At 70.6% G+C, this 15,287-nt stretch carries 14 protein-coding genes; 9 read left to right on the forward strand and 5 right to left on the reverse strand.

The features are described from left to right. Positions 1 to 61: 61 nt before the first annotated feature. Positions 62 to 670 (reverse strand): malonic semialdehyde reductase, encoded by a 609-nt coding sequence (locus C1701_RS17370; protein ID WP_026420784.1) that lies wholly within the window; start codon positions 668 to 670, stop codon positions 62 to 64. Positions 671 to 1,127: 457 nt separating this feature from the next. On the opposite strand from C1701_RS17370, the gene tatA reads away from it, so the two are divergent. Both tatA and tatC read left to right on the forward strand, forming a co-directional pair. Next, positions 1,128 to 1,439, forward strand: coding sequence for a Sec-independent protein translocase subunit TatA (gene tatA / locus C1701_RS17375; RefSeq protein WP_026420783.1), 312 nt, complete (start codon positions 1,128 to 1,130; stop codon positions 1,437 to 1,439). A 51-nt stretch (positions 1,440 to 1,490) separates the two neighbouring features. Continuing rightward, positions 1,491 to 2,465 (forward strand): twin-arginine translocase subunit TatC, encoded by a 975-nt coding sequence (tatC, locus tag C1701_RS17380; RefSeq protein ID WP_081715770.1) that lies wholly within the window; start codon positions 1,491 to 1,493, stop codon positions 2,463 to 2,465. Positions 2,466 to 2,625: 160 nt separating this feature from the next. Here the strand turns inward: tatC and C1701_RS17385 are convergent, their stop codons facing one another. From C1701_RS17385 to C1701_RS17400, 4 genes are all read right to left on the reverse strand, one after another. Then, the gene (locus tag C1701_RS17385; protein WP_103056271.1) at positions 2,626 to 4,986 is read right to left on the reverse strand and encodes an HAD-IC family P-type ATPase; all 2,361 of its coding nucleotides are present in this window, start codon (positions 4,984 to 4,986) and stop codon (positions 2,626 to 2,628) included. Between the two features lie 224 nt (positions 4,987 to 5,210). After that, complete coding sequence (locus C1701_RS17390; protein ID WP_026420780.1) at positions 5,211 to 5,609, reverse strand: ChaB family protein; 399 nt, start codon at positions 5,607 to 5,609, stop codon at positions 5,211 to 5,213. Between the two features lie 110 nt (positions 5,610 to 5,719). Further along, positions 5,720 to 6,850 (reverse strand): acetate kinase, encoded by a 1,131-nt coding sequence (locus tag C1701_RS17395; protein WP_035274140.1) that lies wholly within the window; start codon positions 6,848 to 6,850, stop codon positions 5,720 to 5,722. Beyond that, complete coding sequence (locus C1701_RS17400) at positions 6,847 to 9,264, reverse strand: phosphoketolase family protein (protein WP_103056272.1); 2,418 nt, start codon at positions 9,262 to 9,264, stop codon at positions 6,847 to 6,849. The genes C1701_RS17395 and C1701_RS17400 overlap by 4 nt, the downstream gene beginning before the upstream one ends. A 250-nt stretch (positions 9,265 to 9,514) precedes the next feature. Here C1701_RS17400 and C1701_RS17405 point away from each other — a divergent pair, with 250 nt between their 5' ends. From C1701_RS17405 to C1701_RS17435, 7 genes are all read left to right on the forward strand, one after another. Continuing rightward, positions 9,515 to 10,447 (forward strand): PfkB family carbohydrate kinase, encoded by a 933-nt coding sequence (locus tag C1701_RS17405; protein ID WP_026420777.1) that lies wholly within the window; start codon positions 9,515 to 9,517, stop codon positions 10,445 to 10,447. A gap of 148 nt (positions 10,448 to 10,595) precedes the next feature. Continuing rightward, the gene (gene surE / locus C1701_RS17410) at positions 10,596 to 11,387 is read left to right on the forward strand and encodes a 5'/3'-nucleotidase SurE (protein ID WP_035293308.1); all 792 of its coding nucleotides are present in this window, start codon (positions 10,596 to 10,598) and stop codon (positions 11,385 to 11,387) included. A gap of 110 nt (positions 11,388 to 11,497) precedes the next feature. Continuing rightward, on the forward strand, positions 11,498 to 12,064 hold the full coding sequence (locus tag C1701_RS27660) for a DUF5753 domain-containing protein (RefSeq protein ID WP_337661793.1): 567 nt from the start codon (positions 11,498 to 11,500) through the stop codon (positions 12,062 to 12,064). Then, positions 12,006 to 12,212 carry a DUF397 domain-containing protein gene (locus C1701_RS17415; RefSeq protein WP_051313892.1) on the forward strand — a complete coding sequence of 69 codons (207 nt, stop codon included), beginning with the start codon at positions 12,006 to 12,008 and terminating at the stop codon, positions 12,210 to 12,212. The genes C1701_RS27660 and C1701_RS17415 overlap by 59 nt, the downstream gene beginning before the upstream one ends. A gap of 887 nt (positions 12,213 to 13,099) precedes the next feature. Then, positions 13,100 to 14,038, forward strand: a complete 939-nt coding sequence (locus C1701_RS17425) for an NAD(P)H-dependent glycerol-3-phosphate dehydrogenase (RefSeq protein WP_337661794.1) — start codon at positions 13,100 to 13,102, stop codon at positions 14,036 to 14,038. 86 nt (positions 14,039 to 14,124) lie between these two features. Next, positions 14,125 to 14,448: a hypothetical protein gene (locus C1701_RS17430; protein WP_211215252.1), complete on the forward strand. Its 324-nt coding sequence runs from the start codon at positions 14,125 to 14,127 to the stop codon at positions 14,446 to 14,448. Then, a complete protein-coding gene (locus C1701_RS17435) occupies positions 14,435 to 15,286 on the forward strand; it encodes a hypothetical protein (protein ID WP_026418656.1) in 852 nt (283 codons plus the stop codon). Before C1701_RS17430 ends, C1701_RS17435 begins: the two co-directional genes overlap by 14 nt. Position 15,287 lies beyond the last annotated feature (1 nt).

A 15,287-nucleotide genomic window follows, 5' to 3' on the forward strand; every position in this document is an offset into this window, starting at 1 on the left:
TTGTGCCGCCCTTGGTGTCGCCGCCGGATGTCGCCCGGGGAGCGGGGGCGGAAGCCCCGCCTCAGACGGAGCTGACCACCTGGTCGTACTCCAGTCGCGGCAGACGCGGGTACCAGGCGTCGGGGCCGGGTCGGCCGACGTTGACCACCGCGAGCACCCGCTGGTTGCCCTCGGGGAAGAAGTCCGCCTCGATGCCGGCCGCGTCGAAGCCGGTCATGGGGCCGGCGGCCAGTCCGGCCGCGCGCACGCCGAGGATGAAGTAGCCGACCTGGAGGGTCGCGTTCAGGCGAGCGGAGCTCTCCCGGCCGGTCGCCTCGGCGAAGAAGTCCTTCGCGTTCGGCACGGGCGGGAACTGGCTCGGCAGGTGCTCGTGGAAGTCGGTGTCGGCGGTCAGGATGACGGCCAGCGGGGCGTTGCCGGTCTTCTCCTTGTTGCCGTCGGCCATGTGCCCGACCAGGCGCTCCCTGGCCTCGGGCGACCGCACGAGCGTCGCGCGCAGCGGTTGCTGGTTCATGGACGTCGGCGCCCACTTCACCAGGTCGTAGATCGCTCGCACCTGCTCGTCGGTGACCGGCTCGTCAGTGAAGGTGTTCGCGGTCCTGGCCTCGCGGAACAGTTGTTCCTGGCTCTCAGGGGAGATCGTGATGTGCGGGGTCGTCGTGCTGGTCATCGGGCAATGCTCCTGGAGATCGGATCGGGATCTGGATCGGGGTTGGCGGGGCGGAGCCACCGCGATCCGCAACGAAGTAGAGCGTTCAAGTATTTCAGGGTGTGGCTCAGGTCTCCTCGCGGCGCGGGGAACAGCCGTTCGGGGCCGCGCGCCCCACCTCCGTGCTCTTCGCGTCGTCGCCCTCGGTCCGGGTGCGCACCCGATGAGTGCGTTTCCTCCCCGCGCGGGCGGATGGGTGGCTGCTTTCCCGGCCGGACGTCGGCGGAGGGTGACGCGGTCGCCACGTCGGGTGCGTGAACGCGGGATGTCCCGCGCTTCTCCGCTGACCGTCACTGGGGTGGCTGCCCGGGGCGTGCCCGTTCGGAATGGCGCATGGGGGCCTAAGGTGTCCCGTGGGTCTCGTGAAATCGGGGTCTGGCTGCGTAACATCGGCCGGTAGTGAGAGAGGAGGTCCACCGTGGGTGGAATCGGAGGATGGCAGCTCCTGATCATCGTGGGCGTTCTGGTGCTGCTCTTCGGCGCCTCGAAGCTGCCGCAGATGGCCAGGTCGCTCGGCCAGTCGGCGCGCATCCTGCGCGCCGAGACCAAGGGCTTCAAGAAGGACGACGAGGCGGCCGAGTCCCAGGACCAGGCGGCGCAGCAGCAGCCGGCGGCGCAGCCCGCTCCGCAGCAGCAGATCACGCCAGGTCAGCCGGTCGTCGCGCAGCCCGTCACCAACGCGCAACCGGTACAGGCCGAGCAGCAGAGCACTGACGACAGCCGCCGCTGATCACGGCCGGCGTTCACGGAAACGGCGGGGCCCCCGGTCGTGGTTCGAGGATTGAAGGCACTGCGCCTGGTCAAGACGCTGAGCAGGTTCCGGCGTCGCGGGATCGGTCGCAGGTGGGGACGGCGTGCCAACCCCGACGGCACGATGCCGTTGATGGAGCACCTGTACGAGCTGCGGTACCGGCTCACGGTCGCCTTCGCCGCGCTCGTGGTGACCACCGTGCTCGGCTTCCTGTGGTTCACCAACTCGGTGTGGGTGCTGCCCTCGCTGGGTGAGCTGCTCACCGCCCCCTACTGCGCCCTGCCCACCGAGATCCGCTTCGAGCCCAACGACGGCCAGTGCCAGCTGATGCAGACGGCCCCCTTCGAGGTCTTCATGCTCCAGCTGAAGGTGGCCTTCGCCGCCGGGCTGGTCCTGGGCTCCCCGATCTGGCTGTACCAGATCTGGGCCTTCATCACCCCGGGCCTCTACGCCAGGGAGCGCAAGTTCGCCGGGCTGTTCGTCGGCTTCGCGTCGGTGCTCTTCGCCGTGGGCGCGGTCCTCGCCTACAACGTCGCCCCGCAGGGGCTGCGCTTCATGACCTCCTTCGGCGGCGACCAGTTCTTCACGTCGCTGACGGGTGGGGAGTACATCAGTTTCGTCCTGCTGCTCCTGATGATCTTCGGCATCAGCTTCGAGCTCCCCCTGCTCGTGGTGATGCTCAACTTCGCCGGGGTGCTCCCCTTCGCCAAGATCAAGAGCTGGTGGCGGGGCATCACCTTCTCGCTGTTCTGCTTCGCCGCGCTGGTCACCCCGGGTCAGGACCCGGTGTCGATGGTGGTGCTCGCGATCGCGCTGTGCCTGCTGTTCGGCGCGGCCAGTCAGATCGCCTGGCTGCACGACAGGCGCAAGGCCAAGAAGCTGGCGGCGGCCGGTCTCGCGGGCGGCGACCTCGACGAGCCCTCCCGGCTCGACCTGACGCCGAGTGGTCCCGAGCAGGCCACGGACAGCAAGGAGATCCGGCGGGACTACGACGACGTGACCTGATCCCCCGTGGAGCGGGACCCGTCGCCGTCGGCCCGGGGCGCTGGTGGAGCCGCCGGGGCCGGCCGGAGCGGCGGGGTGAGGGGCCACGTCAGCCAGGGCAGGTCGTGCCGCACCCAACCTCTGGGCACACCCACTCCGGTGGGCGGGTGGTGTCCCCGTCTCAGGAGGGGCGGGAACGCAACCACCCGTCGAGCGACCACGCGACTTCGACGAGGACCACCGCGACCCCCGCGACGGCCAGCGCCGTGAGCACCGCGCCCACCCCGCCCGGGTCGAGCGCGAAGAACGCCCGGGAGGACGGGAACGCCAGCACGAGCAGGAACAGCCCGACCATGCCGGCCACCAGGACGACCTTCCACCACGTGTAGGGGCGCGCGATGATGACCAACACCCAGGTCGCCACCACGTAGAGGGTGACCAGGGTCGCCGTCCCGTGCTGCTCGGCGGAACCGTCGGCCCGACCGCTGACCCACCAGTAGGTCACGAAGGTCGCCGTCGCCGCGATCACCCCGGCCGGCAGGGCGAGCCGCATCACCCGGTTGACGAAACCGGGACGTGCCCGCTCCGCGTTCGGGGCCAGGGCCAGGAAGAACGCCGGCACGCCGATGGTGAGCGCGCCGATCAGCGTGAGGTGCCTCGGCAGGAACGGGAAGGGCACCTGCGCGATCCCGACCATGATCGCCAACAGCACCGAGTAGACCGTCTTCGTCAGGAAGAGGTTGGCGACCCGTTCGATGTTGCCGATAACCCGGCGCCCCTCGGCGACCACGTGCGGCAGGGTGGCGAACCGGTTGTCCAGCAGCACGATCCGCGCCACGGACCGGCTCGCCGGACTGCCCGAGCCCATCGCGACCCCGATGTCGGCGTCCTTGAGGGCGAGCACGTCGTTGACACCGTCCCCGGTCATCGCGACCGTGTGCCCCCGGGACCGGAGAGCGACGACCATGTCCTGCTTCTGGGCCGGCGTCACCCTGCCGAAGACGGAGTGCCCGTCCACGGCCTCGGCCAGTTCGCGGGGATCGGTCGGCAGCCCCCGGGCGTCCAGGGGGCGGTCCGCGTTCGGCAGGTCCAGTCGGGCGGCCACCGCTCCCACCGACGTGGCGTTGTCCCCAGAGATGATCTTGACGGTGACGCCCTGCTCCGCGAAGTACCGCAGGGTGTCCCGCGCGTCCGACCGTATCCGCTGTTCGAGCACCACCAGGGCCGCCGGCTCCACCACACCCGGGCCGGCCGGATCGTCCACCGCGCCGGCGGGCCGCCCCAGCAGCAACACCCGCAACCCCTGGCTGGCGGCCTCGCCGACCTCGGCGAGCAGCGGATCCGTGCCTGGCAGCAGGACGTCGGGAGCGCCGAGCACCCAGTCCCCGGCCTCGGTGAACCGGGCCCCGCTCCACTTGCGGGCCGAGGAGAACGGCACCGTCGCCGCCACCCCCCACCCCGGTGGTTCGGGGAACGCCTCCCGCAGGGCCAGCAGGCTGGCGTTGGGCCTCGGGTCGGTGGCGGCGAGGGCGGCCAGCACCAGCCCGGGGTCGACCTCCCCACCGGCGCCGACGGGCCGGAGGTCGGCGAGCCGCATCCCGTTCTCGGTGAGGGTGCCGGTCTTGTCGGCGCACACCACGTCGACCCTGGCCAGACCCTCGATCGCCGGCAGCTCCCGCACCAGGCAGTGCCGCCGGCCCAGGCGGATCACGCCCAGCGCGAACGCGATGCTGGTCAGCAGGACGAGCCCCTCCGGAACCATGGGCACCAAGGCCGCGACCATGCCCCGCACCGCGTCGGGGAGCGCCTCGTCTGCGAGGGTGAACTGGCTGTAGATGATGAGAGCGCCCGCCGGGACCAACAGGTAGGTGATGAACCGGAGGATGCGGTCGATGCCCGACCGGAGCTCCGAGTGCACCAGGGTGAAGCGGCTCGCCTCTTCGGCCAGCCTGGCCGCGTAGGCCTCCCGCCCCACCCTCGTCGCCTGGTAGCGGCCGCTGCCGGCGGCGACGAAGCTTCCGGAGAGGACTCTGTCACCGGGCTCCTTGACCACCGGGTCGGCCTCCCCGGTGAGCAGCGATTCGTCGATCTCCAGACCGGAGGCCGTGGTCACCACGCCGTCCACGACCACCTGGTCACCCGCACCGAGTTCGACGACGTCGTCCAGCACCACCCGGGCGGGCGGCACCTCGCGGGCCCGGCCGTCCCGCACCACCCTCGGTCGGGCCTCCCCGATGATCGCCAGCCGTTCGAGGGTCCGCTTCGCCCGCAGCTCCTGCACGATGCCGATCGCGGTGTTGACCACGATGACGAAACCGAACAGGCCGTCCTGGATGGGCCCGATCACCAGGATGATGGCGAAGAGCACCCCGATGATGGCGTTGAACCGGGTGAGGACGTTCGCGCGGACGATCTCGGAGACGGTGCGGCTGGCGCGGGCGGGCACGTCGTTCGTGCGGCCCTCGGCGACCCGGGTCGCCACCTGCTCCTCGGTCAGCCCCCGCTGGGGATCGACGGTCGCGCTGCCGGACTCGTCACTCATCCACACCCCGCACGCGCCGGAGCCGCCGCCTCCGGGTCCCGTGGGGGAGCTGGGCGCAGGGAAGTGCCGTCGGAGCTACCGGCACGGGTCGGGATGCGGGGCTGTCACAGGTCTGGCTCGGCCCGGGAGGACCTCCGGTGCCGCATTCTGCCGGACCGGCGAGGTCGACGAGGCCGACATCCCCGTCCCGAACGAGTGATGCGTCCGGCCCGGTGGGCCCGCGCTCAGCGTCGCGCGCGGGCCGTCTCCCGGGCGTTGGTCCGCTCGATGGCGCGCACCAGCTCGCTCTTGCTCATCTTCGACCTGCCCGGCAGGTCCAGTTCCCTCGCCACCTCGTACAGGTGTTCCTTGGTCGCGTTGGCGTCGACGCCCGACCGGGACCGCCCGCCCGAGCTGCTCGCGCCCCGCCGGGCCCGCGAATCCGAGGGCCCCCGTTCCGGTTTGGCCTCCCAGTGGTCGCCGACCTTCTCGTAGGAGTGCTTCAGCGCGGCGTAGGCGACCTGGTGGGCCCGCCGGCCCTCGCCGTAGCTGTCGATGGCCGAGTCGTGCGCCTTCACCCACGTGCGCTGCGCCTTCTTGGGGGAGCGGCGCAGCGTGTCCGGGAGGCTGTCCCAGCCAGGCATGGTCTCTCACCTCCATCTGGTCGGTCGGACCGTTCCCGGTCGTCGCCCGAGGACGACCGCTTCTCCGCCGGGCGTACCCGGGCGGCGAGCACCGAAACGTCCGAGATCACTCACCGGGAGGACAGACCGTCGACGACCCCGGCCGTGTCGACCGCGATCCCCAGCTCCTCGCGCGGTTCGACCACGAGGACCGGCACCGAGGCGTCCCCCGCCGAGACGAGCCCGTCCTCGGCGCGGTCGCCGACCACCGGCTCCTCCACACCCAGCACGTTCAGCCGCCGGCACACCGCCGCGCGCACCTCGGGCTGGTCCCAGCCGATCTCCCCGGTGAACACGAGGGCGTCCACCCGATCCAGGCTGGTGGCGGCGGCCGCCAGCTCCCGGCTCACCCCACGGGCGAACACGTCCAACGCCAGCGCCGCGGTGGCGTCACCCGCCCCCGCGGCGCGCACCAGGTCCCGGGTGTCCGCCGACAGCCCGTCCGAGAGGCCCAGCAGGCCCGAACGCCGGCGCAGCGCCTCGTCGAGGTCCTCCCATGACAACCCGGCGCCGTCCCGGCTGGTGAGCCAGAGCAGCAACCCCGGGTCGACGCTGCCGGACCGGGTGGTCATCGGCATTCCCTCCAGGGGTGTCATCCCCATCGAGGTGTCCACGCTCCGCCCGTCCCGGACCGCGCTCACCGAACACCCACCACCGAGGTGGGTGAGCAGCAGCTGGTCGGCGGGCCGGCCGAGGTCACCGAGCAGGGCGGTCGCCCGCCGCAGCGCCCAGCCGTAGGACAGCCCGTGGAACCCGTACCGCCGCAACCCGTACCGCCGGGTCCACTCGGCTGGCAGCGGGTAGGTGGTCGCGACCTCGGGCAGCTCGGCGTGGAACGCGGTGTCGGGGCACCACACGTGTGGGTGGTCGGGCAGCCTGCTCAGCAGGGTGTCCACCAGGCGCATCGCGGCCGGCACGTGGGACGGCGCCAGCCCGGCCGCGGCCCGCACCGACGCCACCGAGGAGCGGTCGACCAGCGTGGGTGCCCGCACCTCCCGACCACCGTGCACCAGGCGGTGTCCGACCCCGGCGACCCCCGACGGGTCGGTGCGGGAGAGGAAGTCGTCCAGCTCCCGCTCCGCCTCGGCGCTGCCCGGCGGGCGTTCCACCGCCGCCGAGTCCACCACGCGCGGTTCCGGGAGCTCCACGAGGTGCAGCTGGAGGCTGGACGAACCGGCGTTCACCGTCAGCACCCTCGTCACGCCGACCACCGCCACTCGGTGAACTCCGGCGCGTCGGCTCCCTCCCGGTAGGCGTACCGGCGCAGCCGGTCCCGGTCACCGGCGAGGGACTCGGCGAGCTCCCCGCCCGCCGAGGACCAGCCGGTCGCCCTGGTCACCGCGTCGGCGGCCAGGTCGTAGCGGCTCATCCGGTTGCTGACGAGCAGGTCGAAGGGGGTCGTGGTCGTACCCTCCTCCAGGTAGCCGTGGACGTGCACCCTGTCGCTGACCCCGCGCCCGTGCAGCACGTCATGCACGGCGGAGGGGTAGCCGTGGAAGCCGAACACGACAGGCACGTCCGTGCCGAAGCAGCGCGTGAAGTCGGTGTCCGACATCCCGTGCGGATGCCGGTCACGCGGTGACAGCGAGAGCAGGTCGACGACGTTGACCACCCGAACCCGCAGGTCCGGGGCCTGGCGGCGCAGCAGCCACGCGGCCGCCAGGACCTCGGTCGTGGGGATGTTCCCGGCGCACGCCAGCACCACGTCCGGCTCGGCCGGGTTCGCCGCGCCGTTCCCGTCGTGGCAGGCCCACTCCCACACGCCGGCCCCCGCCCGGCAGTGCCGTTCGGCTGCCGGGAGGTCCAACCACTGCGGACCGGGCTGCTTGCCGGCCACGACCAGGTTGATCCGGTCACGCGTCTCCAGGCACCGCCGCATGGTGACCAGCAGGGTGTTGGCGTCGGGTGGGAGGTGGACCCGGCTGACCGAGGCCTTCTTGGTGAGCAGGTTGTTGATGAAGCCCGGCCCCTGGTGGCTGTAGCCGTTGTGCTCCTGGCGCCACCCCTCGCTGGTCAACAGGTAGTTCAGGCTCGCCACCGGTTCCCGCCACGGCACCTCCGCCGACATCTTGAGGAACTTGGCGTACTGGTTGACCATGCTGTCCACGATCGAGGCGAACGCCTCGTAGCAGGGGAAGAGCCCGTGCCGGCCGGTGAGCAGGTACCCCTCCAACCAGCCCTGGCACAGGTGTTCGGAGAGGACCTCCAGCACCCGCCCGCCCCGGCCCAGGTGTTCGGCGTACTCGTCGACCGGCCAGGTGTAGGCCCGGTCGGTGACGTCCAGGATCGCCCCGAGCTTGTTGGAGACCAGTTCGTCCGGGCAGACGACGCGGAAGTCCCTGCTCGCCTCGGTGCGGCGCACCAGGTCCGCCAGCCAGGAACCGAGCACCGGGGTGGCGCCGACGGTGGCCCCACCCGGCTCGGGGACGTCGACGGCGTGCTCCTCGACCGGGGGCAGCGGGAGCGGCCGGAGCAGCCGGCCCCCGTTGGCCTCGGGGACGCTGCCCAGGCGCAGCTCCCCGCTCGGCGGCACCGAGACGACGTCGGAGCGGGGGCGGCCGGCCTCGTCGAACAGCTCCTCCGGGCGGTAGGAACGCAGCCAACGTTCCAGCAGCCGCAGCTGCGCCGGATCGTCGTGGACGTCGTCCAACGGGACCTGGTGGGCGTGGAAGGTCCCCGCCAGCGGCGTGCCGTCCACGTCGTGCTCCGGCGCGCCCCAACCCTTGGGGCTGCGGAGGACGATCATCGGCCACACCGGTCGGGACGGGGTCGCCGAGCCCTGCCGGTAGCTCGTCTGGACGGCGGTGATCTCCTCGTGGGCGCGGTCGAGGGTGGCCGACAGCAGGGCGTCCGGGTCGTCGGTGCTCTCGACGTCCACCAACAACGGGGACCAGCCGGCGCCGGCGAGGTAGGCGATGACCTCCTCGTCGTCCATCGTCCCGAACACGGTGGGCGAGGAGATCTTGTAGCCGTTGCGGTGCAGGACGGGCAGCACGACGCCCCCGGTGACCGGGTCCAGGTACTTCGATCCGTGCCAGGAGGCCGCCGTCGGCCCTGTCTCGGCCTCACCGTCGCCGACCAGGCAGGCCACCAGCAGGTCCGGGTTGTCCATGGCGGCGCCGAACGCCGTGGACAACGCGTAGCCGAGTTCGCCGCCCTCGTGGATCACCCCGGGGACCTCGGGGGAGAGGTGGCTGGGGAAGCCACCCGGCCAGGAGAACCCGTCCACGAGCCTGGCCAGCCCGCGCCCGTCCCGGGACAGGGCCGGATCGTGGTCCTGGTGGGTGCCCTCCAACCAGAGGTTCGCGTGGACCGCCGGCGCGCCGTGGCCAGGGCCGGTCACGAGCAGGGTCCGTTGCCCGGTGCGCCGGACCAGCCGGTTCAGGCCGCTGTAGAGGTAGGTGATCCCGGGGCAGGTCCCCCAGTGGCCGAGCAGCCTCGGTTTCAGGTGTTCCCGCCGGAGCGGTTCCCGCAGCAGGTGGTTGCCCCGCAGGTAGATCATCGCGGCGGCGAGGTAGTCGGCGGTGCGGCGGTACCGCCGCAGGGTCGCGCTGTCGGGCAGCGAGGCGTCGTCGGGGGTGCGGGTCGTGGGCACCGCGTGGGTGGTGGCCGTCATCGTCGCGGTCTCCTCCCGGTCTGGCCAGGCCTGGTCGTCGTCGACACCCGTTCGGGTTTCCCCGCTCGGCCCCGGCTATGTGCCGGACCCCGCATCCGGGTGCGAACGGAGTAGTGGCGGCCCTCGTTCGGCGCGGCACCGCACGGGACGTGGCAAGGGGGGTCGGGGCCAGCGGAGCCCCACCCGCTCGGGTCGGCTTCGTGTCGAGCTGGGCGGTTTCCGCGCCGCCGGCCCGGGGTAGGTCGACACCATGAGCGACGCCGTGATGATCTTCGCGCCGTCGCCGCAGTTGACGGTGACCATCGAGGACCGGGGCGGCCGACCGGACATCCACCTCCACCCGGGTGGGCAGGGTGTCTGGCAGGCCAGGATGCTCCGCTCCCTCGACGTGCCGGTCCGGCTGGTGGCCGGGCTGGGCGGGGAGATCGGCCAGGTACTGGCCAGCCTGATCAGCGGCGAGGGAATCGAACTCACCGGGGAACGGATCTCCAGCCAGAACGGGGGATACGTGCACGACCGCCGGGGCGGTGGACGGGTGGAGATCGTGGAGTCACCCTGCGACGCCCTCGGACGGCACGAGGTCGACCGGTTGTACGAGTCGGCGTTCACCGAGGGGCTGCGCAGCCGGGTGGCGATCCTCTCCGGCCCGGCGGGTGAGCACGTCCTGCCCACCCACGTCTACCGCAGGCTGGCCGCGAACCTCTCGGCCACCGGCTGCCAGGTGCTGGTGGACCTGGCCGGCCCCCGGCTCGACGCCAGCCTGGAGGGCGGCGTCGACCTGCTCAAGATCAGCGATCAGGAACTCGTCGCCGACGGCCGCGCCACCAGCCTCGAACTCGGCGACATCCGACGCGGCATGGAAGGCCTCCGCCAGGCTGGCGCGGACACGGTGCTCGTGTCGCGGGTCGGCCATCCCTCGCTCGCGCTGGTCGGCCAGAGCTGGTACGAGGTCGCGGTGCCCGAGCTGGATGCCGCCGACCCCCGGGGCGCGGGCGACTCGATGACGGCGGGCCTGGCTGCCGGGATCGCCAGGGGAGGCTCGGTGATGGACGCCATCGCCCTCGGTGCCGCCGCCGGAGCGGTGAACGTGACCCGCAGGGGGCTGGGCACCGGGAGCGACGAGGCGATCCTGGCGGTGTCGGACCTGGTCAGGATTCGCCCTGTCGAGGAGGCCGTGACCTGAGACTCCCGGGTGCTGATGAGGTCGCCGCCCGCCGGACTGCGGAGCGGGCGGACAGCGGTACGAACCGGAGCGGAAAGGCCGGGTCCGGACGGTGCGCGCCGTCGGGCGTGGCGGACGGAAGCAGCCATAGGCGCGGAGCGGGACGGTGATGAGGGTGCGGGTACTGGTCACCAACGACGACGGAATTGACTCTCCGGGGTTGCACGCGTTGGCCGCGGTGGCGGTCCGGGAGGGCGCGGAGGTCACCGTCGCGGCCCCGGCCCACGACGCCAGCGGCAGCAGCGCCGCCCTGACCGCGCACGTGCGCGACGGGGCGGTCTCCTCGGAACGCGTCGACCTCCCCGACCTCCCCGGTGTGCCCGCGTACTCCGTCGGAGCCCAACCGGCGTTCATCGTCTTCAGCGCCCTCCAGGGGGCGTTCGGCGATCCGCCCGAGCTCGTGCTCTCCGGCATCAACCGGGGACCGAACGTCGGGCGGGCCGTCCTGCACTCGGGAACGGTCGGCGCCGCCCTGACCGCCGGTCTCGGTGGGGTCAGCGGTATCGCCGTCTCGCTCGACTCCAGCGTGGAGGACGAGTCGGCCGGTGTCGACGAGCCGCACTGGGAGACGGCCGCCGACGTGGTGCCCATCGCGCTCCGGCACCTCCTCGCCGAGTGCGCCGCCGGCACGGTGTTCAACCTGAACGTGCCCAACGACGTCGGTCCCTGCGACACACTGCACCGAGCCCGCCTCGGCCACTTCGGCGCCGTGCAGACACGGGTGGAACGCGCCGGCGACAGCGACCTGCGGATGACCACCATGGTCGGGGAACCCGACTTCGCGCCCGGGACGGACGCCGCGCACCTCGCCGCCGGCCGGGCCACCATCACCGCGCTGCGCGGCATCACGGAGTCCGGGGAGGTGGGCCTGCCGGCCAGCATCGCCCTGCCCGCGCGCTGAACCCCGTTCGTGCCGTTCCCTGCCGCCGCTGCCCCGCCGAGCAGGGCTGGTGCCCTCGAACCGGCCACCTGGTCGCCGGTTCCTGTCGAGGCCGTTACGAGCAGGAGGCGATGCGAATAGCTGACGTCGCGACGGTGATCCCTGGCTTGCTCCAAACCCGTGCGTACGCACGAGCTGTGCTGGCCTCAGCGGACGGTCCTTACGCCCCTGCCGACCTGGTGATCACGAGGATGGGCCGTCAGTCAATCCTCAACGAGCCGCCGGCACCCGACTACACCGCGTACATCGACGAGTCAGCATTGATGCGCCCGGTTGGTGGTGCGCGCGTGATGACCGACCAGCTCACCCGACTGATCTCTCATCCGACAGCGACTGTGCGGATCATCCCCATAACTCTGGCCCCGACACCGGACCTAGTGCCCGGCTCGCTGGGCACGTTCGCACTCATCGAGTTCACTGACGCACCACCGGTGGTGTACCTGGAACACCTTGCTACCGGGACCTACCTGGATCGTCCGAGTGATACCGGCACCTACGTTAGGGCCGTGGATACGCTGTCCGGCGTGGCGATGACCCCGGATGAGTCCGCCAAGGTCATCGCAACGTACCGAGATAGGTATGAAGGGCAGGACCAACGTGACACAGACGCTCAAGGGGTGGAGAAAATCCAGCCGTAGCGGACCTAACGGCGGATGCGTCGAAGTCGGCGGCGCGCCTGGCATCGTGGGTATCCGGGACACGAAGAAGCGGGACGCTGGCACCCTCGTCGTCGGTCGTGACTCCTTCGCTGCCTTCATCGCGGCGGTGAAGTCCGACCGCTTCTGAGCGTTCCTCGGATGTGGTGGAGCCCCCGCGACGCGGGGGCTCCAGGCGTTCGGGGGTCGGTTCACCTCAATCGCCGTGTTCCCGGGGTGTCGCTGCCCGTTGCCTGTTGCCCAGTCGACACCGCAGGACGAGGTTTGTGTGCGCTGGCACGGGGCAATGCTCGTCCGAATGGCGTGGTGGCTACTCCGTAGTGGTGCCTAACCTTCTGCTGCCACGCTGGTTGCGCAGCCGCCGCGTGGGGCGGGACGGTCCCACCGCACGGTGGGACATCAACGGGAGCCCATGCCAGTGCCTGGACTTCGCGACCCCAGTGAGCCACCCAGACGACCCGGCTGGTGAGCCGCCCGCACCGAACGCGACGGCGGCGCCCTCCACTCGGATACGGAGCTGCCCGACGTCAACGAGGCCCATTGAACTACCGAGCGGGACGCTCCTTGACCTCGAGCACCTGGACGAAGTCGCGTCCGACGGTCCTCCGACCCACCGGGCTGTTCACATCTCCTGGTGTTGGCCACACCACACGGACAACGAGGTCCGCACGGGACAGTTCCAGTCGACAAGTGATTCCCGCCCCAGTACGAGCTAACCGAGCCCGCCCTGTGGAACCGGCTCTACCGGCTGTGGATCGACCACGCCGACGATCTCCGACGTGAGCTGGGCGAGATCCAGGCCTCGCGCATGCTGCGCGAGGCGTACCAGATGCTACCCATCCTGCCGGACCGACGCGCGGTCCTGATGACCCTGCGCCGCCCCACAACTCTCCCGATGCCACCCAGCACGGCCGATACGGTCAGCGGGCCCGGCGACAGCCTCGATGAGAGGACCAACCAGTGACCCACCCTTCGGCTCGTGCCGCAGTATTCTCCGCCGGGGCCTGGGGCACCACCATGGCCAAGATCCTGGCTGACGCCGGCACCAGTGTCACGATGCACGCCCGCCGTGGCGAGATCGCCGACGGGATCAACACTGAGCGCCGCAACCGGGACTATTTCCCGGACGTCGAGCTGCCGGCTTCCCTGAACGCGACGACCAACGCCGCAGCCGCGCTGGACGGCGCTGACTTCCTGGTGCTGTCCATTCCCGCGCAGACCCTCAAGCCCAATCTTGCCGCCTGGGCGCCGCACATCGAGGAACACACCGTGATCGTTTCTCTGATGAAGGGGATCGAGCAGGGGAGCCATCTGCGTGCAAGCCAGATCATCACCGAGGTGACCGGCGTCAGCGCCGATCGGGTCGCGGTGCTGTCCGGCCCGAACCTGGCGCGCGAGATCATGGACGGCCAGCCCGCCGCAGCCACCATCGCGTGCCTTGACGAAAGTGCTGCCCGTCGGTTCCAACAGACCTGTCACACCACCTACTTCCGCCCCTACACCAGCACCGACGTAACCGGGTGTGAGCTGGGCGGCGCGGTCAAGAACGTCATCGCCCTCGCCGTGGGCATCGCTTCCGGTATGGGATTTGGCCACAACGCACAGGCCATGCTCATCACTCGTGGCCTCGCGGAGACCACTCGACTGGCTGTCGCCATGGGTGCCACCCGAACCACCCTGTCCGGCCTGTCCGGCCTGGGTGACCTGGTAGCCACCTGCTCCTCCTCGTTGTCCCGCAACCGCACCTTCGGCATCCACCTCGGCCAGGGGCTTAGCGTTCAAGAGGCAACGGCCGTCACGCGTCAGACCACCGAAGGCGTCAAGTCCGCCCAGGCGATCCTTGCCCTGGCTCGCGCCCATGAGATCGAGATGCCGATCACGAAAACGGTCTCCAACCTGCTGAACGAGAAGATCACCCTCGAAGAGGCGGTGGCCACGCTGACGCAGCGGCGCTGATCACAGCGTCCGGCTGCGCAGCCGCACTTCCTTTCACCCTCCCCACCGGAGGTTTCATGCATGTGTCTGTGCTGTCCGCTGTCCAGATGACCGTCACCCTCGGCTTGGTGGTCTGGATGATCATCGGTTTCACGCCCCTACCCGGCCACTGGCTGCGATGGAGGATGTTCTGCCGGGCCACCTTCACGATCGTCACCCTCATCGGCACGAAGGACGGACGCGCCGAGCCCGTGAACGTCTACGACCACCTGTCCCCGGGTTCCTTCATCCTCAACCCTTCTGCCCTTCAGAGGATTCTTGATCACCTCATCGAGAGCGGCCGGTACGACCGGATCGACGGACACGGCCGCATGCTGTCCGCTGACGGTGAAAAGCCCGTCGAGGTGAGGGAGAGTCGTGTGGTTCTTTGACGCCCTTGCCTCCGGCTTCCAGTACCCCACCGACACCGGTCGGCTCCAGTGGTTTCGAATCATCTTCGGCGCCGTGCTGACCACCCGTTTCGTTCTCGCGTTCGGGCAGGGCGGTTGGGACCGATTCGTTCCCGGGTCGATGAGTGTCCACCTTGCCAAGCAGCGTTTCGGTCAGGCCCGTGCCCGGGCTCTGATCATCCTTTATCGACCCGGGCTGCTGGTTCGCACGGCCGCCGCCCTCGCCCTGGCGCTCGGCTTCGTACCCCGGATCGCGCTACTACTAGTCCTGGCGGGTATCGCGATGGAGTTGCTGTACCTCCGTAGCCCCAACGCTGTCCGCTACACCCTGCTGACCGGCGCTTGCCTCCTGCTCGCCGGAAACCTGGGTCACGGTCCGCACGTCGACTACGGCCTGAGCATGGAGAACACCTGGTCGCAATGCCTCCTGGTCCTTGTCACCACCGACATCTACTGGAACAGCGCCTGGCAGAAGCTCCGCTCCAGCCAGTTTCGCAGCGGGCTCTACCTCGCCCAGTGGATCCACACCTACACCCAGGTGAGGGACCGGCTGCCCCACCGCCAGTACGCCGTTCCCGGCCTCGTCCGCCGCCACGCGGGTAACCTGACCTCCCGCGACATCCGCCTCTGGCGTTTGGTCGCAATCACTGTCATCGTGGTGGAGATCGTGTTGCCCCCCGCCCTGCTCATCCCGGAGACGATGCCTTACGCGGTTGCCGTCGGCATCGTGATGCACGCCGCGTTCAGCGCCCTCAAGCCCCGCCAGCTCATCACCTTCTCCGGCCTGACACTCGGCACCTACCTCGCGTTCGCCGCGTGAG

Origin of the sequence: Actinoalloteichus sp. AHMU CJ021, from assembly GCF_002895405.1 — a bacterium.
GTDB classification, from domain to species: Bacteria; Actinomycetota; Actinomycetes; order Mycobacteriales; family Pseudonocardiaceae; genus Actinoalloteichus_B; species Actinoalloteichus_B caeruleus.

What these genes read in the sequence shown, in the direction of transcription:
- C1701_RS17415 (WP_051313892.1), top strand. Translation starts at nt 12,006, where the DNA reads ATGAAGGGCAGGACCAACGTGACACAGACGCTCAAGGGGTGGAGAAAA.
- surE (WP_035293308.1), top strand. Translation starts at nt 10,596, where the DNA reads ATGAGGGTGCGGGTACTGGTCACCAACGACGACGGAATTGACTCTCCG.
- C1701_RS17430 (WP_211215252.1), top strand. Translation starts at nt 14,125, where the DNA reads ATGACCGTCACCCTCGGCTTGGTGGTCTGGATGATCATCGGTTTCACG.
- C1701_RS27660 (WP_337661793.1), top strand. Translation starts at nt 11,498, where the DNA reads ATGCGAATAGCTGACGTCGCGACGGTGATCCCTGGCTTGCTCCAAACC.
- C1701_RS17385 (WP_103056271.1), bottom strand. Translation starts at nt 4,986, where the DNA reads ATGAGTGACGAGTCCGGCAGCGCGACCGTCGATCCCCAGCGGGGGCTG.
- C1701_RS17390 (WP_026420780.1), bottom strand. Translation starts at nt 5,609, where the DNA reads ATGCCTGGCTGGGACAGCCTCCCGGACACGCTGCGCCGCTCCCCCAAG.
- C1701_RS17405 (WP_026420777.1), top strand. Translation starts at nt 9,515, where the DNA reads ATGAGCGACGCCGTGATGATCTTCGCGCCGTCGCCGCAGTTGACGGTG.
- C1701_RS17400 (WP_103056272.1), bottom strand. Translation starts at nt 9,264, where the DNA reads ATGACGGCCACCACCCACGCGGTGCCCACGACCCGCACCCCCGACGAC.
- C1701_RS17425 (WP_337661794.1), top strand. Translation starts at nt 13,100, where the DNA reads ATGGCCAAGATCCTGGCTGACGCCGGCACCAGTGTCACGATGCACGCC.
- C1701_RS17370 (WP_026420784.1), bottom strand. Translation starts at nt 670, where the DNA reads ATGACCAGCACGACGACCCCGCACATCACGATCTCCCCTGAGAGCCAG.